This window comes from Limnohabitans sp. (assembly GCF_023910625.1).
Lineage (GTDB): Bacteria > Pseudomonadota > Gammaproteobacteria > Burkholderiales > Burkholderiaceae_C > Limnohabitans_A.
Genome location: NZ_JAAVVW010000003.1, coordinates 360807 through 382289 on the forward strand (window position 1 = coordinate 360807; position 21483 = coordinate 382289).

General features: G+C 56.2%; 29 protein-coding genes and 3 tRNA genes. 14 read left to right on the forward strand and 18 right to left on the reverse strand.

The window, feature by feature from the left end; genetic code table 11:
- Nucleotides 1-49: 49 nt before the first annotated feature.
- From pgsA to HEQ17_RS04770, 6 genes are all read left to right on the forward strand, one after another.
- Nucleotides 50-619: a CDP-diacylglycerol--glycerol-3-phosphate 3-phosphatidyltransferase gene (gene pgsA, locus HEQ17_RS04745; protein ID WP_296291634.1), complete on the forward strand. Its 570-nt coding sequence runs from the start codon at nucleotides 50-52 to the stop codon at nucleotides 617-619.
- Nucleotides 620-730: 111 nt separating this feature from the next.
- The gene (locus HEQ17_RS04750) at nucleotides 731-1816 is read left to right on the forward strand and encodes a tartrate dehydrogenase (RefSeq protein WP_296291636.1); all 1086 of its coding nucleotides are present in this window, start codon (nucleotides 731-733) and stop codon (nucleotides 1814-1816) included.
- 247 nt (nucleotides 1817-2063) lie between these two features.
- Nucleotides 2064-2336: an HU family DNA-binding protein gene (locus HEQ17_RS04755; protein WP_108363140.1), complete on the forward strand. Its 273-nt coding sequence runs from the start codon at nucleotides 2064-2066 to the stop codon at nucleotides 2334-2336.
- Nucleotides 2337-2350: 14 nt separating this feature from the next.
- Nucleotides 2351-2426, forward strand: a tRNA-Val gene (locus HEQ17_RS04760).
- Nucleotides 2427-2487: 61 nt separating this feature from the next.
- The gene (locus HEQ17_RS04765) at nucleotides 2488-4410 is read left to right on the forward strand and encodes a SurA N-terminal domain-containing protein (RefSeq protein WP_296291640.1); all 1923 of its coding nucleotides are present in this window, start codon (nucleotides 2488-2490) and stop codon (nucleotides 4408-4410) included.
- Nucleotides 4411-4465: 55 nt separating this feature from the next.
- Nucleotides 4466-4541: transfer RNA gene (locus tag HEQ17_RS04770), tRNA-His, on the forward strand.
- Between the two features lie 330 nt (nucleotides 4542-4871).
- Here the strand turns inward: HEQ17_RS04770 and HEQ17_RS04775 are convergent.
- From HEQ17_RS04775 to HEQ17_RS04830, 13 genes are all read right to left on the reverse strand, one after another.
- A complete protein-coding gene (locus tag HEQ17_RS04775) occupies nucleotides 4872-5096 on the reverse strand; it encodes a hypothetical protein (protein ID WP_296291642.1) in 225 nt (74 codons plus the stop codon).
- 280 nt (nucleotides 5097-5376) lie between these two features.
- Entirely contained in the window at nucleotides 5377-5544 is a 168-nt protein-coding gene (locus HEQ17_RS04780; protein ID WP_296291644.1) for a hypothetical protein, read from the reverse strand.
- On the reverse strand, nucleotides 5531-5758 hold the full coding sequence (locus HEQ17_RS04785) for a hypothetical protein (RefSeq protein WP_296291647.1): 228 nt from the start codon (nucleotides 5756-5758) through the stop codon (nucleotides 5531-5533). Before HEQ17_RS04785 ends, HEQ17_RS04780 begins: the two co-directional genes overlap by 14 nt.
- Nucleotides 5745-6170 carry a DUF5681 domain-containing protein gene (locus HEQ17_RS04790; RefSeq protein WP_296291648.1) on the reverse strand — a complete coding sequence of 142 codons (426 nt, stop codon included), beginning with the start codon at nucleotides 6168-6170 and terminating at the stop codon, nucleotides 5745-5747. The genes HEQ17_RS04785 and HEQ17_RS04790 overlap by 14 nt, the downstream gene beginning before the upstream one ends.
- Nucleotides 6171-6174: 4 nt before the next feature.
- The gene (locus HEQ17_RS04795; RefSeq protein ID WP_296291650.1) at nucleotides 6175-7089 is read right to left on the reverse strand and encodes a helix-turn-helix domain-containing protein; all 915 of its coding nucleotides are present in this window, start codon (nucleotides 7087-7089) and stop codon (nucleotides 6175-6177) included.
- The gene (locus tag HEQ17_RS04800) at nucleotides 7079-7372 is read right to left on the reverse strand and encodes a hypothetical protein (RefSeq protein WP_296291651.1); all 294 of its coding nucleotides are present in this window, start codon (nucleotides 7370-7372) and stop codon (nucleotides 7079-7081) included. Before HEQ17_RS04800 ends, HEQ17_RS04795 begins: the two co-directional genes overlap by 11 nt.
- Nucleotides 7365-7700, reverse strand: a complete 336-nt coding sequence (locus tag HEQ17_RS04805) for a hypothetical protein (protein ID WP_296291653.1) — start codon at nucleotides 7698-7700, stop codon at nucleotides 7365-7367. The genes HEQ17_RS04800 and HEQ17_RS04805 overlap by 8 nt, the downstream gene beginning before the upstream one ends.
- A gap of 106 nt (nucleotides 7701-7806) precedes the next feature.
- On the reverse strand, nucleotides 7807-8055 hold the full coding sequence (locus HEQ17_RS04810; protein ID WP_296291655.1) for a hypothetical protein: 249 nt from the start codon (nucleotides 8053-8055) through the stop codon (nucleotides 7807-7809).
- A 163-nt stretch (nucleotides 8056-8218) separates the two neighbouring features.
- A complete protein-coding gene (locus tag HEQ17_RS04815; RefSeq protein WP_296291657.1) occupies nucleotides 8219-8872 on the reverse strand; it encodes a hypothetical protein in 654 nt (217 codons plus the stop codon).
- 100 nt (nucleotides 8873-8972) lie between these two features.
- The gene (locus HEQ17_RS04820; RefSeq protein WP_296291658.1) at nucleotides 8973-9287 is read right to left on the reverse strand and encodes a HigA family addiction module antitoxin; all 315 of its coding nucleotides are present in this window, start codon (nucleotides 9285-9287) and stop codon (nucleotides 8973-8975) included.
- Between the two features lie 10 nt (nucleotides 9288-9297).
- Nucleotides 9298-9576, reverse strand: a complete 279-nt coding sequence (locus tag HEQ17_RS04825; protein ID WP_296291660.1) for a type II toxin-antitoxin system RelE/ParE family toxin — start codon at nucleotides 9574-9576, stop codon at nucleotides 9298-9300.
- Nucleotides 9577-9614: 38 nt separating this feature from the next.
- Entirely contained in the window at nucleotides 9615-9797 is a 183-nt protein-coding gene (locus tag HEQ17_RS15975) for a hypothetical protein (protein ID WP_366938028.1), read from the reverse strand.
- Nucleotides 9798-9812: 15 nt separating this feature from the next.
- Nucleotides 9813-10976: an integrase family protein gene (locus tag HEQ17_RS04830; protein WP_366938029.1), complete on the reverse strand. Its 1164-nt coding sequence runs from the start codon at nucleotides 10974-10976 to the stop codon at nucleotides 9813-9815.
- Between the two features lie 249 nt (nucleotides 10977-11225).
- Between HEQ17_RS04830 and HEQ17_RS04835 the strand changes: the two genes are divergently transcribed.
- A tRNA-Gly gene (locus HEQ17_RS04835) sits at nucleotides 11226-11301 on the forward strand.
- A 108-nt stretch (nucleotides 11302-11409) separates the two neighbouring features.
- Here HEQ17_RS04835 and HEQ17_RS04840 read toward each other — a convergent pair.
- Nucleotides 11410-12384 carry an NADPH:quinone oxidoreductase family protein gene (locus tag HEQ17_RS04840; protein ID WP_296291662.1) on the reverse strand — a complete coding sequence of 325 codons (975 nt, stop codon included), beginning with the start codon at nucleotides 12382-12384 and terminating at the stop codon, nucleotides 11410-11412.
- 166 nt (nucleotides 12385-12550) lie between these two features.
- Here HEQ17_RS04840 and surE point away from each other — a divergent pair, with 166 nt between their 5' ends.
- The 4 genes from surE to rlmD all read left to right on the forward strand — a co-directional run bounded on the left by surE (nucleotide 12551) and on the right by rlmD (nucleotide 16531).
- Nucleotides 12551-13321, forward strand: a complete 771-nt coding sequence (surE, locus tag HEQ17_RS04845; protein WP_296291663.1) for a 5'/3'-nucleotidase SurE — start codon at nucleotides 12551-12553, stop codon at nucleotides 13319-13321.
- Nucleotides 13318-14112, forward strand: coding sequence for a protein-L-isoaspartate(D-aspartate) O-methyltransferase (locus HEQ17_RS04850; RefSeq protein ID WP_296291665.1), 795 nt, complete (start codon nucleotides 13318-13320; stop codon nucleotides 14110-14112). The genes surE and HEQ17_RS04850 overlap by 4 nt, the downstream gene beginning before the upstream one ends.
- A gap of 14 nt (nucleotides 14113-14126) precedes the next feature.
- On the forward strand, nucleotides 14127-14981 hold the full coding sequence (locus HEQ17_RS04855) for a peptidoglycan DD-metalloendopeptidase family protein (RefSeq protein ID WP_296291667.1): 855 nt from the start codon (nucleotides 14127-14129) through the stop codon (nucleotides 14979-14981).
- 107 nt (nucleotides 14982-15088) lie between these two features.
- Complete coding sequence (rlmD, locus tag HEQ17_RS04860) at nucleotides 15089-16531, forward strand: 23S rRNA (uracil(1939)-C(5))-methyltransferase RlmD (protein WP_296291669.1); 1443 nt, start codon at nucleotides 15089-15091, stop codon at nucleotides 16529-16531.
- A gap of 86 nt (nucleotides 16532-16617) precedes the next feature.
- Here the strand turns inward: rlmD and HEQ17_RS04865 are convergent, their stop codons facing one another.
- A complete protein-coding gene (locus HEQ17_RS04865) occupies nucleotides 16618-17310 on the reverse strand; it encodes a Bax inhibitor-1/YccA family protein (protein WP_296291670.1) in 693 nt (230 codons plus the stop codon).
- Nucleotides 17311-17506: 196 nt separating this feature from the next.
- Between HEQ17_RS04865 and HEQ17_RS04870 the strand changes: the two genes are divergently transcribed.
- On the forward strand, nucleotides 17507-17914 hold the full coding sequence (locus HEQ17_RS04870) for a heme-binding protein (RefSeq protein WP_296291671.1): 408 nt from the start codon (nucleotides 17507-17509) through the stop codon (nucleotides 17912-17914).
- 326 nt (nucleotides 17915-18240) lie between these two features.
- Here HEQ17_RS04870 and HEQ17_RS04875 read toward each other — a convergent pair whose 3' ends face one another.
- A complete protein-coding gene (locus HEQ17_RS04875) occupies nucleotides 18241-18450 on the reverse strand; it encodes a type II toxin-antitoxin system RelE/ParE family toxin (RefSeq protein WP_366938030.1) in 210 nt (69 codons plus the stop codon).
- Between the two features lie 14 nt (nucleotides 18451-18464).
- Between HEQ17_RS04875 and HEQ17_RS04880 the strand changes: the two genes are divergently transcribed.
- Entirely contained in the window at nucleotides 18465-18830 is a 366-nt protein-coding gene (locus tag HEQ17_RS04880; RefSeq protein ID WP_296291673.1) for a hypothetical protein, read from the forward strand.
- A 336-nt stretch (nucleotides 18831-19166) separates the two neighbouring features.
- On the opposite strand, the gene HEQ17_RS04885 is transcribed toward HEQ17_RS04880, so the two are convergent.
- Nucleotides 19167-20276, reverse strand: coding sequence for a histidine kinase dimerization/phospho-acceptor domain-containing protein (locus tag HEQ17_RS04885; RefSeq protein ID WP_296291675.1), 1110 nt, complete (start codon nucleotides 20274-20276; stop codon nucleotides 19167-19169).
- On the opposite strand from HEQ17_RS04885, the gene HEQ17_RS04890 reads away from it, so the two are divergent.
- Nucleotides 20271-20627: a hypothetical protein gene (locus tag HEQ17_RS04890; RefSeq protein ID WP_296291678.1), complete on the forward strand. Its 357-nt coding sequence runs from the start codon at nucleotides 20271-20273 to the stop codon at nucleotides 20625-20627. The genes HEQ17_RS04885 and HEQ17_RS04890 overlap by 6 nt on opposite strands.
- A gap of 56 nt (nucleotides 20628-20683) precedes the next feature.
- Here the strand turns inward: HEQ17_RS04890 and HEQ17_RS04895 are convergent, their stop codons facing one another.
- Nucleotides 20684-21373 (reverse strand): response regulator transcription factor, encoded by a 690-nt coding sequence (locus tag HEQ17_RS04895; RefSeq protein ID WP_296291681.1) that lies wholly within the window; start codon nucleotides 21371-21373, stop codon nucleotides 20684-20686.
- Between the last annotated feature and the right edge of the window lie 110 nt (nucleotides 21374-21483).

Consider the following 21483-nt stretch of genomic DNA (forward strand, 5'->3'; position numbering starts at 1 on the left):
TGGAGTTTTTGTTATCGGGTGTTTGTCCGAGCGTGCCACAATCACGGCCATGTTTTTCACAATCCCCACCATCATGACCTGGACGCGCATTGTCGCGATTCCATTGATCGTTGGCGTGTATTACTTGGACGGCCTGAAGGTCGAGACGCAAAACCTGATCGCCACGGTCATGTTTGTCTTGTTTGCTTGGACCGATTGGCTGGATGGTTTTTTGGCCCGCAAACTCAACCAGACTTCAGCCTTCGGGGCTTTTTTGGACCCGGTGGCAGACAAGATTCTGGTCTGTGCGGCTTTGCTGATTTTGGTGCACATGAACCGGGTGCATGTGTTGATTGCCCTGGTCATCATTGGTCGCGAGATCGCCATTTCTTCCCTGCGCGAGTGGATGGCGCAAATTGGCGCGGGCAAGAGCGTGGCGGTGCACATGGTGGGCAAGCTCAAGACCACGGTGCAGATGGTGGCCATTCCTTTCTTGTTGTACGACGGGATTTTGTTCGGCGCGATCGACACCCGCGACTGGGGGGCGGTGCTGATCCTGATCGCAGCCATTTTGACCATCTGGTCCATGGTGTACTACATGAAAAAGGCCTTGCCTGAAATCCGAGCCCGCGTTAAGTGAGCGGGGGGCTGAGCCCGACGTCTGGGTCAGGGCGACACCGGTCCGCCTCTTTGTTGCTAAGCTCTTGATTTTGCAGTCCACCCATTGATTTAGATTTAGAAAGCTCTACGCATGAGCAAGCACCGCATCGCTGTCATTCCCGGAGATGGCATTGGCAAAGAAGTCATGCCCGAGGGCCTGCGCGTGATGGACGCTGTAGCCCGCAAGTTCGGCATCGATTTGCAGTTTGACCATTTTGATTTTTCGAGCTGGGACTATTGTGAAAAGCACGGCAAGATGCTGCCTGATGACTGGAAAGACCAGATTGGCGGGCACGATGCGATTTATTTTGGAGCGGTGGGCTGGCCTGAAAAAATCGCTGACCATGTGTCTTTGTGGGGCTCTTTGCTGCTGTTTCGCCGCGAGTTTGACCAGTACATCAACTTGCGTCCGGCGCGCTTGATGCCCGGCATCGTCGCCCCGGTGGTGCGGCCAGATGGCTCTGCGCGCCAGCCCGGTGAGATCGACATGTACATCGTGCGAGAAAACACCGAGGGCGAGTACTCAGCGGTGGGGGGCCGCATGTTTCCCGGCACCGAGCGCGAGATCGTGATGCAGGAAACCATCATGAGTCGCGTGGGTGTTGACCGTGTGCTCAAATTCGCATTCGAGTTGGCGCAGTCGCGCCCCAAAAAGCACTTGACCAGCGCTACCAAATCCAATGGCATTGCCATCACCATGCCGTATTGGGACGAGCGCGTAGCCGAGATGGCCAGGAGCTATCCTAGCGTGAACGTGGATAAGTTCCACATCGACATCCTCACGGCGCATTTTGTGCAGCGCCCCGACTTTTTTGATGTGGTGGTGGCCAGCAATTTGTTTGGTGACATCCTGAGCGATCTGGGGCCAGCTTGCACCGGGACCATCGGCATCGCGCCCAGTGCCAACCTGAACCCTGACCTCAAATTTCCATCGCTCTTTGAGCCGGTGCATGGTTCGGCTCCGGACATCGCGGGCTTGGGGCGTGCCAACCCGATAGGTCAAATTTGGTGCGGGGCCATGATGCTGGAGTTCTTGGGCCACAAGGCTGCGCACGACGCCGTGTTGGCGGCCATCGAAAAAGTGCTGGCAGCAGGCAACGATGCGCCGCGTACACCGGATTTGGGAGGGAAAGCAAGTACTTCTGTTGTGGGTAGAGCTATTTCAGCAGCATTGTGATCCGCGATCGAGGCCGCAGCGCCGGCTTGTCAAAATTTTTTTCTAACCTGCTCTCTTGCCGGGTTTTCAAGGCTAGAATCCACCGCTCGATTGGTATTGCCTTACACCAATTGACATACCCACAAGGTATGGTTTTAATGGCTCAGGGCATTGCTTGCCCTAACCCTTTGCATCAACATGGTTTGCCTGTTGATATGTCAACTGTCCTCATGCTGTCTTGAACGGCATTAACAAACAGAGGTTTTTTGTGAACAAAACTGAATTGATTGAACACATTGCCAAACACGCTGATCTGTCCAAAGCTGCTGCTGGCCGTGCTTTGGAAGCCACCATCGGCGCAGTTCGTACGACCTTGAAAAAAGGTGGCACGGTTTCCTTGGTGGGATTTGGTACTTTTGCAGTGGGCAAACGTGCCGCTCGCACGGGTCGCAATCCACGCACGGGTGCTGCCATTAAAATCAAGAAAGCCAATGTGCCAAAGTTCCGTCCAGGCAAGGGCCTCAAGGACGCTTTGAACTGATGGACTTTTGAGGAGGGTGCTTAGCTCAGTTGGTAGAGCGGCTCCTTTACACGGAGTAGGTCGGCGGTTCGAGACCGTCAGCACCCACCACCTCATCAACAAAGGCGAACCCGTGGTTCGCCTTTTTTATTGATCAACCGAGACTTCAAAAATGTTTGACGCCATTCGTAACAAATCCAGGATATTGATGGGCGTGCTGGTTGTTTTGATCATTCCTTCGTTTGTTTTGTTTGGTGTGGATGGCTACAACAACAGGGCCGAACGAGGGGCAGTGGTGGCCAAAATTGCTGACTTTGAAATCACCCAACAGCAGTGGGATGCCCGTCACCAGCAAGAAGTTGACAGGATTCGTGCGTCCATGCCCAACCTTGACCCCAAGATGTTGGGCTCAGACGAGGCGCGTTACGCCAGCCTGGAGCGGATGGTCGATGAACGTTTGGTGGCTGTCGCCTCAGAAAAGCAGTTGTTGGTGACCAGTGACCAGCGTCTTGCGAATTACCTCAAACAGGACCCCTCCATCGCCAGTCTGCGTGGCCCGGATGGCAAGCTGGACATGGACAGGTACCGTCAGTTGGCGGCCAGCCAGGGGATGACTCCTGAAATGTTGGAAGCCCAAGTGCGACGTGACTTGACTGGCAAACAGGTCATGTCTGCACTTCAGGCTTCGGCAATGGCTTCACAGCTTCAGAGTGATTTGGCCTTGCAGGCGTTTTTGCAACGCCGCGAGATTCAAATTCAGCGTTTTTCTCCTGCCGATTTTGTTTCCAAAGTTCAGCCACAGGACGCCGAGCTGGAGCAGTTCTACCAATCCCGTTCTGAGCGCTTCAGGTCGACAGAGTCTGCCGATGTGGAGTTTCTGGTGTTGGATGCCGCAACTTTGGCCAAAAACATTCACCTGCCTGAACAAGACATCAAAAGCTACTATGAGCAAAACATCCAGCGTTTGTCCGGCCAAGAGCAGCGCCGTGCAAGCCATATCCTGATCAATGCGCCGAAGGATGCGCCTGCCGCCGAAAGAGACAAAGCGCGAAACAAGGTCGAAGGCTTGTTGGCCAGTGTGCGCAAAGAGCCCAAAAGCTTTGCCGATTTGGCACGAAAGAATTCCGACGATCCCGGTTCTGCCCGAAATGGGGGAGACCTGGAGTTTTTTGCCAAAGGTGCCATGGTCAAAGCGTTTGAAGATGCTGCGTTTGCCCTCAAAAAGGGCGAAATCAGCGCTGTCGTCGAGTCTGAATTTGGTTTTCATATCATTCAACTCACAGACATCAAGGCACCGATGACTCCAAGTCTGGAGGCCATGCGACCTCAATTGGAAGCCGATTTGAGGCAGCAGCAATCCAAGCGCCAGTTCGCTGAGTTTGCTGAAACATTCAGCAACAGTGTTTATGAGCAAGCTGACACTTTGACGCCCATAGCCGAAAAACTTCGATTGCAGGTGCAGCAGGTCAAAGGTGTGAGCCGAATCCCATCTGCGAGCATTCAAGGTGTTTTGGCGAATCCCAAAATTCTGGAGGCCTTGTTCTCGGAAGAGTCCATCAGCAAGCGTCGCAACACGGCAGCCATTGAGCTGGGAAACAACACTCTCGTGTCGGCGCGACTGATCAGTTACAAGCCATCAGCTTTGCGGCCTTTTGCAGATGTCAAGGATCAAGTGCGCACCGAGTTCGTGCTTGAGCAGGCCATGGTACTGGCCAAAGCCGAGGGGCAAGCACGTTTGGCCGAGTGGCAAAAACAGCCTGACTTGGCACGGGTGGGGCCCGCTTTGATCGTGTCCCGTGACCAAACCCAAGGGCAAGCCCAAAAGCTGGTCGATGCGGTATTGCGTACCGACCCATCGTCCATGCCTTCACTGGTAGGGGTGGACTTTGGGGCAATGGGCTATGCCCTGGTGAGGGTGAACAAGGTGGTGCCTCGCGAGCTTTCGAGCCCACAACAAAAAGCGCAAACCCTCAATCAGTTCCAACGGTTGTTGGTGGGTGCTGAATCGGCGGCCTACATGGCGCACTTGAGGGCGCAGTTCAAAGTGCAGATTTTGGCACCCAAGCCCAAGCCCACGGCTTTGGCGGCCTCATAAATCTGTTCAGTCCAGAAAATGATCGGCTCCTTCAGGATATAATTGCAGCCTTGCGGTGGCTGTAGCTCAGTTGGTAGAGTCCAGGATTGTGATTCCTGTTGTCGTGGGTTCGAGCCCCATCAGCCACCCCAATAAAATCAAGGACTTAGCGCAGAAATGCTCTAAGTCCTTTTTCTTTTCCGAGTTCATGTAGCCACCATGTAGCCACTTTCCCGGGGTTTTGCACCATGCGGGCTGCTTGGACCCTTGCCGTAACCTCCCCATGCAGCCCTCGGGTTTGCGCCTTGGTTACGCGTGCTTACTGGTGGTTTTAGTTGGGCACCGGGTGCCGAATTATTCCTTTGGGTGACCCTAGGGGTTTCCATTGGGTAGATACCCTCGCAAAACTTCGCAGGTGCAGGGCAAATTTCCCGCGCACTTTCGCGCCAAACAAAAAACCCAGCGCGATGGCTGGGTTGTGTTCAACTTGCTTTGTAGATTGGAGCTCTGTTGAGCAGCTCGAATTCTTGCGGGCTTTTATCGGTCCAGTTCAATGCTTGCCCGCATTCTGTGAGTAACTCAATTTTTCCCGGTCTCTTAATAGGAGTGCCACTCACTGGCGTGAATAGGTTGGTCGCTGTTCGCTTCAGCACAATGTAAATGTTCCCATGTGCGTCTTTGTATTCGCCAAGGTTTTCTTCGGTCATTTTGGATTTCCTCTTTCGGTGTTAAGAATGTTTCGGGAATGTTTATTGAGCTTACACCACCAGCGCAGGCAAGCCCTTGACCACTTTCAAAGTCTCCACACTCACGGTAATGACGCGCAATAGCAAGTCTAGCGGGTTGCGCGGGTTGCGCGGGTTGCCCATGGTCTCGATGGCCCAGTCGTTGGCGTCGTTGGTGATGCGGCTGGGTTTGTTCTCTTTTGAGTCTTGCGCATCAAAAAACCCAGCGCAGTGGCTGGGTGTCTTGAATTTATTGGGCTACTCACACAAAGAACTCCACAGCATCGCGCATGCGGTGGGCATCGATTCCACGCGCTCGCATCGCTTCCAATTCAGCATCGGTGGTGTCATCGGCCACGATGGTGGGCAGCAGCGCTTGGGTGTCGGGCTTTTGCTCCAAAGTTTGCAGGCGTGATTCAAGGCTGGCCATGTTCACACTCCCATGGTGCAGGCTTGCCAAGGCCGGGCACCCATGCGGTGTTTCCCGGCTCATAAAAAACCACCAGCATGCGGCCTGTTCGGGTGCAGTGGTCTATCTCTGTCTGTTGGTTGGGGGTGGGTTTGCCGTCAACATCCATAACAGCCCAGGGCATGGTGGACCGTGCGGCTTCCAGCGCCATCAATCGATTTTCAAGTGTTGCCATGTTCGGCCTCCAATTTTTCAATGCGGCGGGTTAGCTCGTCCACCTCGGTCACACGTGCCAGCGTACCAATGGCACCCAGCAGCGCGGCACCTTGGCCGGGTGCAAGTTCGCCAGCGGCCACGGCACCCAGCACGGCGCGACCTTGCTCTGTTAGCGTGCCATCGGGCAGGTGCAGGGCTTGGGGTGCCTCTATGGCCTTTAGCGGGGCTATAGAACGCTCCAGCAGCAGGCGTGCGGCTCCCACATCACCCGCCATGGCTTGCGTGAACAATTGGCCTAGCAGTTGGGGCACCCTGTCGGCAATATCGGCGCGAAGTTTGGCCACATCCCCCTTACCCTGTGGTCGGCCAGCGGGGTTGCCACTTTGTCCGGGTTTCCATCGCCCGGGCGGTCGTTTCTTTTCGGTTGCCATGTTGTTAAATCCTTGCTTTATCAAGTTGCTGGCGCTGGGGGGTAGTCGGTAAGGTCCAAAGGTCCAGCCACGGGCGACGGCCAGCGGCTAACGCTTGGGCGACTTTTTCGGGTTCAGCCCACCCTGTTAATTGCTCCAAGGTCAGGCCAGCGGCTCGCCCGGCTTGAATGGCGTGAACATCGTTTACACCCCGGGCCACTTTGCCCAGTTGCTTGGTGGCTTTGCGCGTCAAACTCGCGGGCGCTGCTTCACGTTCAAACAACCCGGCAGGTAACCAGCCCCGGCCATCGTTGGGCTGAGACAGTCGTTTGTAGTTGCCGGGTTCAGTGAACACCCTTAACCCAGTGCCAGGAGATGGTTTATCTAGATGGTGTCCGTCTGGCGGACTAGGCGAAGTGCTCAAAATGGCCTTTATAGGTCCGTCTGGCGGACTAGGCAACACCCTCTCTGGTCCGTCTGGCGGTCCTATTTTTGACCTCTCTAGTCCGTCTGGCGGTTTAAGACTTGCGTTTTTTAGTGGGCGTTTTGCATAACTGCCACGGTCGAAGCATTCAGCAGCGCCAGCGTCATAACCGGGCAGGCGGTCCAGTGTTCGCCATGTCAAGGCATACCAACTGGCCTTGTTTGGCCGGTGCCCTTGCACTGTCTGGTGTACCAGCTTAGCGGCTATCAATTCTTTGAGGGCGCGGGTAATGGTGTCGGCAGAATTCCAGCCACGCTTGGACAAATAAGCCCGGCTGGCCAGTAAGCGACCGTTGTTGTCACTGTTGCACTGCCGTGCAATTTCCATCAGCAGGGCCTTGGCTGGGTGGCTCAGATTCAAATATGCGGCGCTGTCCAGCACCACATACGGCATGGCCACAAATGGGCCACTGTCGCGGCTGGTGTCGTGCCCTTTGCGTTTGCGGTCACGCCCCATGGTCACCCCCCGTATGGGCTGCGGCCAGTAGCTCAACAAAGCCTAAGCGGGCTCTCGGCTTCATGTCTTTGAATGCCTCCAAAATCAGGCGCTGGCTTTGGATGTCAAAGCGTGCGACTGCCAAGGCTAGGTTCATGCTGGCACCACCAGAGGCAACAAGTGCCACCAGTTCAGGGCACCCATTACGGCGAACCTTCACGGCGTTAAAGAACATGCGGCGCGATATGCCGGTAGCAGCGCGTATCTGCTCAGCGGTTGGGTGCAGGTCTGCACTCTTATCCATGCTTGCCCCCTTGTTGGCGCTTCGCCATCCATGCGTAAATCTTGCGGCGGTCAGCAAGGGTCAGCGAGTAAACACCAGGGCGGCAGGGGTAGCCATCGCGGTCAGTAAACTGGATGCGCTCGCAGGGCACCTCAAGGCCACGGCGGCGAAGGTCTGCCACCAGTTCAGGGCTGTTGCTGGCACCAGATACGCGGTCTAGTGATTCACGCGGTACAGGTCGATTCAGCAGCACGGCAATGGCTCGCAGTTGGCGCGGGTTGTCGGTGCCTGTAAACTTCACGCTGTTCGCGGCGCTCGATTCTGCTTTTGTGGGGTCGGGCGTTTTCATTTGCCACCCCCGATAACCTGCTGAACAATCATGCCAAGCACAAAGGCATAGGCATAAGGCACAGCACGGGCAATGCCCCACGCAATTGCATCGATGCGGGCCTTCATTACGCCACCCCCATCAGTGCTTTGATTTCAGCCACGGGCCATGCCAAGCGGCCATTGATGCGGATTGGGCGCAGTGGGCCGTTCTCTAGGCAGGCCCATGCTCGCAGGGTTTGCGGGCGGCGAATTAAATGATGTGCAGCGTCAGCGGTGGGGATATGGCTTCGGGTCTCATGCGGCAGCGGGGGGCATTGTTGCAGGGCTCTTGCCTCGCGCTTCGCTTGGTTGCTCAGTAGTCCAGTGGTTTGCATGTTGGTATTCCAATATCACTGCAAAGTTGCAGCGATATGGATTACTTACCTTGCATATTCATGCAGGCAAACTGCAACTTGCCTGCAACTTCATTTCACCAATGAAAACCCATCTTCAAATGCAGTCAAATGCAGTCAAATGCAGTCAAATGCAGGCGTTGCATTAGGCGCGGTGAACTGTCGTGCCTTCCCTTTGTGCGCTTGCACGGCGCGTTAATGCGGGCTTCACATCGCTAGTAAGTGACTGCCTTGTTATGCCTAGCCTCTTTGCGACTTCGCCCACGCCATCAGGCATGCGTCCGACGGCAGTGATGTTCATGTTTAGGCCAGCATCAATGCAAGCCTGCAAACGGTGGTCTTGTCGCTGTTCTATTGTTTCTTTTTGCGGTGTCACCACCACGGGCGCAGCATCTTCAACGGGGGGCAGCATCGCCAGCAGGGCGTCGCGGTCGGGGTCGGGCAGGTAAGGTGCAAGCTGGGCGCAAATACGGCGTGTTTCTTGCCACATATCCCCTTTAAGCTCATCGTTCAATTTGAAGCCTTCAATGTTGGCTTCATTGTTGGCGGTACACAATGCAAAGAAACTTACGTTGTGCAGCATCTCCAGTGCCAATTTTTCGCCGGTATTCGTATGGTGATGAAACATGTATTTTTCTGCCCATCTCCCGGCTGCTGAAAATGCGCTTAGTGGGTCAGCTATCGTGCTAGAGAATGGCGCGCAAATTTGTTTATCCAGCTCTTCCAATAGCACTTTATGCCTTGGCTCCATCACCGCTCGGGCAAAGCTTTGAAATTCAAGCCATTGTTCGTAGTCCATAAATCCCCCTCTCCCCGTTGAAAAAATTCCACCAGCAGGCCAGCGGGGTACTGGCTTTCATGCCGGGTAATTAGTCCGACACGGCTGGGGCAAAAACTGTTCAGGCGGTCATCGCTGGCGCTGGCTTAACGCGCATGGGGGCGGTCTTGAAGCGCTGTTGCGCCTGCCACACGTCATAGGCGCATTGTTCGGCTAGCCACACGCGGGCATCGCCTCCACGCGCCACGCCCAGCCATGCCTCGATGCGAAGGGCCATGTCGGGCGATATGGCGGCGCGGCCATTCAACACACGCGATAACGCGACACGCGACACGCCCAACTGTTCGGCGGCTTGGGTTACGCCCAGCCCCAATGTGGGCAGCACGTCATCGCGCAGCGTCAGGCCGGGGTGGGGTGGGTTATTCATGCGGGTCATTGCTTTGCTCCTAGTGGTAGTCCATGTAATCAACCAGCACAGCGTCTGTGCCTTCAAAGGTGAAAGTCATTCGCCAGTTGCCGTTGACCGAAACTGCCCAATGGTCTTTTAAGTGGCCACTCAGCGCGTGCAAGCCCCAGCCGGGCACGTTCATATCGCGGTCGCAGGTGGCCACGTCTAACCGCGCCAGCAAACGGCCCAGCTTTGCAGCATGGTCTGGCCGGATACCCGCTTTTATGCCTCGCTCAAAAAAGGCTTGCAGCCCTTTATGGGCGAATGACTTAATCATGGTCGATTGTATCGTGTGGCGTTACGCTTTGCAATCTATCAAACCACCACGCGCAGCTTGCCCGGCACGGCTTGGGCATTAAACACAATCCCGGCTTGTTCCAATATCCACGCCTCAATGCGGCCGTGCTGCAGCGCCAGCAGCTCCAGCGGGCGCACGGTGTAGTGCTTTTCAGCGGTGGCGCTGGGTTTGTGGCCTTGGATTTGCGCCACCACGCCCACGGGCACCTCCAGCCACTAGGTCAGGCTTTTGAATGAACGGCGCAGGCCGTGCAGGGTCAGTCCCTCCAGCCCAGCGGCTTTGCAGGCGCGGGTGTGCGGCGTGTTGGGTTCGGTCAGGCACCCGCTGGCGCTGGTGGGGCTTGAGAAAACCCATTCATTACGGCGGGGCAGGGCGGTTAGCAGGTGTTCAATGTAGGGGGTCAGTGGAATTTCTCGGGCTCCCTCCACCTTGTCGCGGATATGGATTCCCTTCCATTGCGTGTTCACGTCCTCCCAGCGCAGCGCCAGCACCTCGCCCGGCCTTGCCCCTGTCAGCAGCATCACTTGCAGGCAGGCGGCAATGGTGGGGTTTTGCAGTTGCTGCACGGCGGCAAACCATGCGGGTAGCTGGCCACGTTGCAACACGTCTTTTTTCACGCCAGCTTTGCCCAATGCTTCGCGGGCTTTTTGTGTCTTGGCGGGGTTTTTGTCGGGCACCAGTCCTGCATAGGCGGGCTGTTGACTGCACCACGTTAAAAAGACGGTCAGCAGTCGCCATGCCAGCCGGGCAGAGGATGCGCGGGTTTGCCCCTCCAGCGCGGCCCATGCTTCGATGCGCTCAGGTGTCAGGTCCACCATTCGGCAGGCCATCAGGCTGGCCAGCGGCCCCGGCTGGGTGGGTTCTTTGCCTCCACCACGGCGGCCACTTGGCAAGCCCCCGGCCTTGGCCTTGTCCACATGGTCGCGGTAGTGCAGGGCACCCCAAAACGGGCGGCGCTGTTCGATGTAATCGGCCCATACCTCGGCCAGTGTCAGGGTTTGCGCAGCAGCGGCGCTTTGGGCTTGGGCCTGTTTTTGCTGGCGCTGGCGCTCGATTTCTCGGGGGTCTTGTCCGTTGTCCAGGATAACGGCCATGCGGCGGGCTTCGGTGCGGGCTTGTTCAATGCTCCAGCTTCGCACATCCCCAATGGTGCGGCGCACGGTCTGGCGGTGCAGCTTTGCCTCGAAAACAAACGACTTGGCACCAGCAGCGGTTACGCGTACCCGCAGGCCAGGCGCTTTGCCATCGCGCAAAAATATTTGCGCTTTGTCAGTTGGGCAGCTCAGGCGGTCAATTACGCCAGCGGTCAGGTCATGCGCTTGGGTCAGGTCATGCGCTTGGGTCAGGTCCAGCGGTGCGGATTTGCTCGGTCGTGCCATGCTCGAAACCTTTCATGTAGCCACCATGTAGCCACCATGTAGCCACCATGTAGCCACCATGTAGCCACCATGTAGCCACCATGTAGCCACCTTGTGATTCCTGTTGTCGTGGGTTCGAGCCCCATCAGCCACCCCAAATGTCTTCAACAAAACCCATTTTTTTGATTGGGGGTTGTTTTTTTGACAAGTGATTTGAAGCCTGTTCCAAGGCTTTCAGCTTGCTTTTCAATGTATAATTTCAACCAGTTTGCGGGAATAGCTCAGTTGGTAGAGCGCAACCTTGCCAAGGTTGAGGTCGCGAGTTCGAGCCTCGTTTCCCGCTCCAAATCCGAAAAGCAGTGCCAACGACTTTTCGACAAAAAAGAAGCATACGCTTCCTTTTTTTGCCCTGGTCAGTGATCTATCCAGCGGGTATGTAAAGACTGCAGGCGGATCAGTTCACCATGACCAATTTGCCCTTGACGCTGCGTGTACCCATCAAGGCGTAGGCTGTTTTGAGTTCGCTCATCGGCAGGGTCCTGTCGATCACGGGTTTGATCTTTCCTAAGGCATACCACTTGGCCAGCGTCTCCATCATGCTTGTGTTGGCTTGAGGTTCACGTTTGGCAAACTCCCCCCAAAACACACCAACCAAGGATGCACCTTTGAGCAATGGCAGGTTTAAGGGCAGGCAAGGGATCGGCCCACCTGCAAAACCGACGACCAAATAACGACCGCGCCAAGCGATGGAGCGAAATGCAGGTTCAGCGATGTCGCCGCCAACGGGGTCGTAGATCACATCTGGCCCTTGGCCTGCAGTCTGTGTTTTCAGTGTTTCTCGCAAATTCAACTTGCTGTAATTGATGACCTCATCGGCCCCTAATGATTTGCACAGCGCACATTTCTCGTCTGTGGAGGTTGCTGCAATCACTTTGGCACCCGTGGCTTTGGCAATTTGTATGGCTGCTGTACCCACCCCGCCAGCAGCGCCCAAAACCAAGACTGTTTCTCCCGCTTTCAAGGCGGCCCGGTCAAGCAGTGCGTGATATGAAGTGGCGTAAGTCATGATGAAGGCCGCTGCATCAGTGGCCGGGAAATGTTCAGGCAATGGCAGGCACAATTTAGCTGGTGCCAAGGTGTGGGTGCCAAAACCACCTGTTCCCGAGAGGCAGGCGACTTTTTGCCCGATTTTCAAGTGTGTCACGCCATCCCCAACGCATTGAACCGTGCCTGCATACTCTGAGCCTGGAACAAAGGGCAATGGAGGTTTCATCTGGTATTTGTTTTGCACGATCAACAGATCTGGAAAATTCAAACTGGCCGCTTGAATCTCGATCAGAACCTCGCCGGGACCTGGTTTGGGTGTGGAGACTTCTCGCCATGAGAGGGCTTCGACGCCCGTGGGGTTCTCGCAAAGCCAAGCTTGCATGCTGTTTCTCCAAGTAAATGCAATCTAGTGGATGGTTCATCTTAGACAGAGCTCCTTCACTCACCATGTCTCGCTAGCGACCAAGTGCTGGTTGGATGTGTTGTGTGATCCCGGTTGCGCGTTACGCTGGGCAGCGCTTTACAATTCGTCAATGATAAAAAAAGCTATGAAAATACTGATTTGTAATGACGATGGCTTTCGTGCCGAAGGGATCGTTGCCTTGTATGACGCGCTGCAGGCCATAGCCGAGGTTGAGGTGGTGGCGCCAGAACACAACAACAGTGCCAAATCCAACGCTTTGACTCTGCACACGCCGTTGTATGTGAATCGGGCCGACAATGGTTTTCGCTATGTCAATGGCACCCCGGCAGATTGCGTCCACATTGCCTTGACAGGCTTGTTGGGTTACCGACCCGATTTGGTGATTTCGGGCATCAACAACGGCGCCAATATGGGAGATGACACTTTGTATTCGGGCACCGTAGGGGCTGCAATGGAAGGCTATTTATTTGGGATTCCGGCCATTGCAGTTTCACAAATTGACAAGGGTTGGGCGCATCTGGATGCTGCGGCCCAGACCGTCAAACAGATGGTTCAGCAAATGATCACCCAACAACTGGTGGGCGTGAGCCCTTGGTTGTTGAATGTGAACATTCCCAACTTGCCCTTGGAGCAGATCAAGCACCCCAAGGTTTGTCGATTGGGGCGTCGTCATGCCGCCGAGCCTGTGATCACCCAGATCGATCCAAGAGGCCAAACCATGTACTGGATTGGCAAAGCGGGGGCCGCCATGGATGACAGTTCGGGCACCGATTTCCATGCGGCTGATCTGAGTCATGTGGTGGTGACACCCTTGAAAGTTGATTTGACCGAACATGATCACCTGGAGGCTTGGGGTCAGACCTGTGCCCGCCTTTGGCACCAGGACGTGCCATGAAGTCAAGGCCAAGTTTTCCAGTCAGATTGAGCGTGACAGAGGTGGCCGCGGGTCGCCCGGTTCATGCGGTAAAACCTCAGCCAGCATCGCGAGCGGACGAGCTCAAGGCTCATCAGACGCTGGGCTTGCCTGGCCCAATTGGACTGGGTCTGGATTCGAGCGCTGTCAGAGCAAAAATGGTGGCCAAACTGGCTGCTCAAGGGGTTCAGGATGAGCTGGTGCTGAAGGCGATGGGGCTGGTTCAACGGCATTGTTTTGTCGAATCCGCCTTGGTTGGACAAGCTTATGAAGACACGAGTTTGCCGATTGGTTTTGCGCAAACCATTTCCAAACCGAATGTGGTGGCGCGGATCATCGAGTTGCTGCGTCAAGGCGTTCAGGGCAAGTTGGGTCGAATTCTCGAAATTGGGACGGGCAGCGGTTACCAGGCAGCGGTGCTCAGCCATGTCGCGACCGAGGTGTACAGCATTGAGCGCTTGCGTGCTCTGCATGAGAAGGCCAAAAAAAATCTGTTGCCATTTCGCTTGCCCAACGTCCATCTGATTTTTGGGGATGGCATGCTGGGTTTTGTCAAAGGGGCACCCTATGCCGGCATCATTTCAGCGGCCGGTGGCGCCGAGGTTCCTGAGGCTTGGCTGGATCAATTGGCTGAGGGGGGGCGCTTGGTCGCGCCCACGGTCACATCGGCTGGACATCAAGCCTTGGTGGTGATTCACAAAACCGGCCAAGGGTTTGATCGGCAGGTTCTGGAGCCAGTTCATTTTGTACCTCTAAAATCTGGGATTGCTTAAAGGATAGAACCCGGATGATGGCTTGTCATGTTTCCCGTTTTGGCTTGGTTGGTATTGCTCTGGTCCTATTGGCGGGCTGCAATTCCCCACCCCGTTCTCCTGCGCCGGTTGAAACGCGCAGTGTGATGGGTCGAACTCCCGTCACAGCCCCTGCCCCTGACCTGTCTGCGGCCAGCCCATCATCCAGGGTGATGCCGGGTTCCGAGAATGCGGGAAAGCCCGGTTTTTATACTGTGCAGCGTGGCGATACCCTGACGCGCATCGCGCTTGACCATGGGCAGTCCTGGCGTGATTTGGCCTCTTGGAACAATTTATCCAATGCCCACTTGATCGAAGTGGGGCAGGTTTTGCGAGTGTCGCCCCCAGGTGCAACGCTTCAGACCAGCGGCGTGGTGGTGCAGCCGATCAGCCCCAGCGCTGCCTCAGAGCCCAAAGTCACATCTGCAGCAAGCCCTACATCACCCCCTGCAGCGACGCCTTCTGTTCCCGCCGTTAATGATCCAGGTCTGGCTTTTGCCTGGCCAGCTACCGGAGCTGTGATTGGTGCATTTGACGAAGTCAAAAACAAAGGGCTGGACATTGCCGGGCAAGCTGGTGATCCTGTCCTGGCGGCCGCAGATGGCCAAGTTGTCTATGCGGGTGCAGGTTTGCGCGGTTATGGAAACTTGATCATTCTCAAACACAACAACACGTTTTTGACCGCATATGCCCACAATCAGAGCTTGCTGGTCAAGGAAGACCAGCAAGTGCGAAGAGGGCAAAAGATAGCCGAGATGGGGAAAACCGATGCCGAGCGGGTCAAGTTGCACTTTGAGATTCGTCGTCAAGGTAAGCCGGTTGATCCAGCCAAGTTTTTGCCAGTCCGTTGAACTTGATCCGTCACAGCAGAACTGGTTTTGGGTGGGTTTATAAAAATCCATTTGTCTGCGACTGAGCCCCACGATTTTTCTGTCGTTCATCCTGAGACAATCGGGGGATGAGCGAACCAGACATTTCCCTATCCCTAGCCCAAGCCCACGCCGAGGAGATCAGTCACTTCAGTGAAAACCTGCCCGCAGGCTTTTTGCTTGTGGGGTCTTTGGACATGGATGCACAAGGCATCGCCCGCCGACCTGACGGCAAAGTTGTGTTCATCGAAGGCGCTTTGCCTTTCGAGCTGGTGTCGGTCAACGTGCACCGCAAAAAGAACAACTGGGAGCAGGGCACTGTCACCCAAATTCACCACGAGTCGTCGCAACGCGTGCGGCCAGGCTGCCCAAATTTTGGCCTGCATGCCGGCGCCTGCGGCGGGTGCAAGATGCAGCACCTGGAGGCTTCCGCCCAAGTGGCCATCAAGCAAAGGGTGCTGGAGGACAACCTCTGGCACTTGTGCAAAGTCAAAGCCGAAACCATGCTGCGCCCCATCGAGGGGCCGACCTGGGGTTACCGCTACCGCGCCCGGCTGTCGGTGCGCTATGTGATCAAAAAGGGACAAGTGCTCATTGGTTTTCACGAGCGCAAAAGCCGTTACGTCGCCGACATGAAAGTTTGTCCGGTCTTGCCGCCCCATGTCAGTCGCATGCTGCTGCCTTTGCGTGCGCTGATTGGCCAGATGGACGCCCGTGAGACTTTGCCCCAGCTGGAGCTGGCCTGTGGCGACGAAGTCACGGCCTTGGTGCTGCGGCACATGGAACCCCTGAGCGAAGGCGATAAAGCCTTGCTGCGCGCCTTTGCGGCCGAGCACCAGGTGCAGTGGTGGCTGCAACCCAAGGGGCCCGACACAGTGCATTTGCTGGACGAAGGCGGGGCTCAGCTGAGTTATGGCCTGCCCGACTTTGGCATCACCATGCCCTTCAGGCCCACCGACTTCACCCAGGTCAACCCCTTCATCAACCGCGTGCTGGTGGCCCGTGCGCTGCGCTTGTTGCAAGCGCAAAAGACCGAGCGGGTGATCGACTGGTTTTGCGGTTTGGGCAACTTCACCTTGCCCATCGCAACGCAAGCGGCCGAGGTGCTGGGCATCGAAGGGGCAGAGACACTGGTCGCGCGTTCACGCGACAACTACGCACGCAACCAGGCCGCTCGGCCCGAGGGCCAGACCTTGGCCCCCACGCAATTTGTGGCGCGCAATTTGTTCGAGATGACGCCCGAGATGCTGGTGGCCGATGGCACCGCCGACAAATGGCTGGTGGACCCACCCCGCGAGGGTGCATTTGCCCTGAGCAAGGCACTGGCCGAACTGCACGAAAACCAGGATTTGCGTCAAGGATGGAAACCCCCGCAGCGCATTGTCTATGTGAGCTGCAACCCCGCCACGCTGGCCCGGGATGCCGGCATTTTGGTTCACCGTGCGGGTTACCGCTGTGTGGCCGCAGGGGTCATCAACATGTTTGCGCACACGGCGCATGTGGAGAGCATGGCGGTGTTCGAGTTGGCCTGAAGATACTCAATTGGAAGCGGGCCATTGGCCCCGCACGCACAAAAAAGGCTCCCGAGGGAGCCTTTTTGAGGTGTGTGCAACGCAGATCAGTCGCGTTCGCCGCCCATGATGCCCAGCAAGGCCAACAGGCTTTGGAAGATGTTGAACACGCTCAGGTACAGGGCCAAGGTGGCGCTGATGTAGTTGGTCTCGCCACCGTCCAGGATGCGCTTGATGTCATACAGCAAGAAGGCGCTGAAGATGCCGATGGCCAAGGTTGAAATCACCATCATGCCGGCTGTGGAGCCCACAAACACGTTGATGATGCCGCCCACCATCAGGACCATGGCCCCAACGAACAGCCATTTGCCCATGCCCGACAGATCACGCTTGATGACGCTGGCCAGGCTGGCCATGACAAAGAACACGCCGGCGGTGCCCGCAAAAGCGGTCATCACCAATTCTGAGCCGTTCTTGAAGCCCAGCACCATGGCGATCATGCGCGAGAGCATCAAGCCCATGAAGAAGGTGAAGGCCAACAAAACAGGCACGCCAGCAGCCGAGTTTTTGGTTTTCTCGATGGCGTACATGAAACCGAATGCGCCACCCAGGAAAACGATCAGGCCCATAAAGCCTGTCAGGGATTGGGTGATGCCTGTGCTCACGCCGACCCATGCGCCCAGCACGGTGGGCAGCATGCTCAGGGCGAGCAACCAATAGGTGTTGCGCAGAACGCGGTTGCGGGCCGCCAGGTCCACGTGGCCCCAGTCGGCAGAATTGAGGGTGCGTAAGTCGCTCATGGTGTATCTCCTTAACACGCCTTGGATCAAGGCTGAACGTCATTTTAAAGGCCCCGCTCTGCAAGGTCGATGGTTTTCGGGATTTCCGTCAGGCCATGGGGTTATCCGGGTGATTCAGTTTTGCCTTGGGGTGTGCAATAGACGGGTCAGCGCCCGTGTATGCTTGATGTTTTTAACCCAAGTCCTGTAAATCAACATGAAAACACAAGCCACTTTGGAACTGTCCGATGTGAAAGCCATCGCCGCTGCGGCCGAAGCCGAAGCCCTGAAAAACAACTGGGCAGTGAGCATCGCCATCGTCGATGGCGGCGGCCATTTGCTGCATTTCGCCCGTCTGGACGGCGCGCCCCCGATTTCATCCCATATCGCACCCGCCAAAGCCCACACGGCCGCCCTGGGTCGCCGTGAATCCAAAGTCTACGAAGACGTCATCAACGGTGGCCGCATGTCCTTCCTGTCGGCCCCGAGCATTCAGGGCATGCTCGAAGGCGGCGTGCCAATCATGAAGGACGGCTTTTGCTTGGGCGCAGTGGGTGTCAGCGGCGTCAAGTCGACCGAAGACGCACAAATCGCCAAAGCGGGTATTGCGGCCGTTGGCTTGTGATCTGTCTCTTGAAGCCCTGACCTGTTGGTCAAGGCCGCGAATGAAAAACCCGCCTTGGCGGGTTTTTTTCATGGTGCGCCCAGCATGGGCGCACACCTGCGGGTGCAAGTCCTGCTGCGAGCTGGTCATATTGAGCAAAGTGAAGCGCAACTGCGTGAGGGTGAGCGAGCGCGGGAAGGAAGCGTGGAGCATAAATCGCGAGCCGATGAACAAGAACCGCATTTCATTCCCACGGCGGGCAAAATATCATCTCGCAGCGTTAACCTTGGGTGGGGTGGGGTGGGGTGGGGTAGGGTAGGTTGTGCATCCTGCTCATCTCGTGTACCTCAGTGGTAATCCTGGTAATCGACCAGGATCGCATCGCCATCCTCAATCCGGAACGTCAAGCGCCAATTGCCGCTGACCATTACCGCCCAGCGCCCAGCAAGCCCTCCAGACAGCGGATGAAGCCGCCAGCCTGGCAAATTCATGTCCCGTGGCGCCTGAGCCCGGTTCAACTGCGCCAATTGCCTCGCCAGCCTAGCCGCATACACCACCTGGATGCCGGTCTTTGTTCCCTATTGAAAAAGGCCTCCATTCCCTTGTCGAGGGGCACACGCTCAGTGAGCAAGCGGAACAAGCCAGCGTCCTCATGCAAGCCATGGACACCAAACCGCACAAGGCCATCGTTGACCTGGGCTACCGGGGGGTGGACAAGGCCAACCCCGACATCGACATCAAGCACCGTGGCAAATTCAAGAGTCTGACGGATGAAGACAAAAAAGATCTCAAGCGCCGACAAGCCATCGAGCCGATCATCGGCCACTTGAAGGCAGATCACCGAATGAACCGGTGCCACCTGAAGTGGTCACGGGCGACAGTTTGCACGCGGTGCTGTGCGCAGACGGTTACAACACTCGGTGGCTGCTGCACATGATCGTGAAAAAGGGCATCAGTCTTTTTTTGCGCCTGCTACAGGTCAGCGGTTTGGGGGAGCGGGGCCACCAATTGAGGTAGTTTTTTATGGACGGATAGGAAATCCAACCGCATGAGGACGACTATGGCTCAGGTTTTGGGCATCACAGGCCTTCAGGCTGGGGCTGCCTGAACGCTTGTAAAGGGCCAGTCGCTCGAGATTTTTCGGTATGCGCATTTTTTGGCAGTGACAGACGCAGCCCTGCCCCGCAGCGTTGGCAAAACCGCTGTTGCCTTCCTCTTACCAACTGACGCGCTGATCGGCATCGAAGTGCGGTGCCACTTGGGCCGCCTCGTCTCAATCAGGCTCAACCTCGACACTCCATTTCAAAATGATAGAAAAGCCTTGATTTACCTTCTCGTTATTCAGGTATTCAGCGTGAATACTGCCACCCAGCAGTTGCATCGAACGGGCAACGAAGCGTAGACCCAGCCCAGTGCCGTGTGCCACTTGAGACTCTGCCAGTAGGTTGACTGGCGCTTGGCCTTGCCACTTAACTCCCGCCCGTTCAAGCCACATGCGGTCAGGGCCTGATCCTGCGTCACTGATGGAAATGCTTGTAGATGAATTTGAAAGCAGCTCACCAGTGCTGGCCAGCTCTGAATTTCCCTTATTAGCAGCCACTCTTAATGTCACCACAGAGCTAGCGGGTGCATAAAGGCTTGTGTTGTGGAGCAAATCCATCAACATTTGCTCGACCAATATCTCGTCGGTGTGAGTCCAAGCGGGAACACTTATCAGCGTTAATGTCTGATCGCGCTCTTCCATCACTGGGCACATGTTGGCCACCACGCGCTCAGCAAGCTGCGCCAGATCCACGCGGCTCATTCGCTCAGCGGCAATTTGAGCGGGGGTGTGGGCAAGGCTAAGGAGCCTGTCCACCAGCAAAGCCATGCGATCAATTTGCTCCAGTAAAGCGCCCAGTTCATCGTGCTTGGGCGGCTGACCTGAGCGGAGCAGCCATTCGCAGCGCGTTTGCAGGACGGAAAGTGGCGTGCGCAACTCATGTGCACATTGCGCTGCAAAGCCATCGAGCTGAGAATAGGATTCTTTGAGGCGTTCGCCCAAGCCCTCAATGCTGCGAAGCAAGGCTTGTACCTCGCTGCTGCTGGGGCGCTGACGCATGTCGAAGGCCAGCCAATGCGCGGGCGATTGGGTTTGCTCCAAAGACTGCACCAAGGCTCGCAGCGGCATCAGTGCGCGCCGCGTAAAAAACCAAGACAACCAGGCCGTAAGAGTCGCAATCACCACCAAAGCCACAACCAAGCCCTGGGCCAAACGACTCAATTGCAACTTCAAAGTGCGCTCTGAGCGGTACACGCGCAGCACCATATCACGCTGCGCCACTCGCATCGGCTCCACGCCAATGCGCAAAGCCGATGCGCTGGGCGGGTCAAGCGCTTGCATGCTGAAGTACTCCCGCTGCGTGCCCGGCCTACCAAGCCGCAAACTCTGCACTTTGCGGGCGAGAGCGGTTTGCGTCTTACTCGTGAATTCCAAAACACCCTCTGGGCTCCACACTTCAAAAAACGGATCAGTATCGAACGGATCGCCGTGCGGATGACTCACCAGACGTTCTTGCCAGCCTCGCCCCGTCAAGCTCAAAGCCTGCTGCGCTGCCTCTGCATCCCGGTGCAGTTCATGGTCAAGGTCGGAATACAGCAAATTTCGTGCTGTGAGATAAAGCACGAGGGAGAAAATCATCAACAGCAAAAAAATCAGAAAGCCATGAATCCAGGACAGTTGCTGATGCAGTGATTGCTTGGCCCACCAATGCACAGGCTGCTTGTGTGGGGCATCCAAGTGGGGTGAAGTCATAGAGGCTCGTCCACGCTCAAACAAAAGCCAATACCGCGCTGCGTATGGATCAAGCGGTTGGGGTGAATCGATTCGAGCTTACGACGTAGCCGGGCGATATGCACATCTATCACGTTGTCCAGCGCAGTGGCGCGTTGGGTTTGCTTCCAAACATCGCGTGCGAGCATGCTGCGTGAAACGCTGCGCTGCGCGTGGCGCACGAGGTAGGCCAGAAGATCAAACTCGCGTTGCGTTAAATCCATCATCTGATCACTGAGATAAGCATGCCGTGCGACCAAGTGCAAACGCAGGCTCGCATAGCTCAAATTGTCGGATGCCACAGCACCTCGGCGTAATAAAGCAGCGATGCGCGCGCTCAACTCGGCGTACGCAAACGGCTTGACCAAATAATCATCGGCTCCGCAGCGCAGCGCGTGTACGCGTTCCGAGATGTCAGAGCGAGCAGTCAAGATGATTGCTCGCACATCCGCGTCTTTGGAGCGTGCCCGCTCCAGCACCTGCAAACCATCACCATCGGGAAGCATCCAGTCCAAGACGAGCAACTGTGGCTGGGTGTGAACTAGCTGACGCAACGCACTCGCGCAATTCGCCGCATACGTCACGCTGTAGCCGTCGGCTTGCATGGCGCTGACCAAGCTGCTGGCAATCAGCGGTTCGTCTTCAACGAGCAAGATCGGGCAATTCATCGCTCCATTATGGGCTTGCACTCAATCGCCGGCGAGCGCTGAATTTCTGAATTTTTGTTCAGAAATGAAATTCTCTCGATGTACGACTAATAAATTTTGGTTTCTTTTAA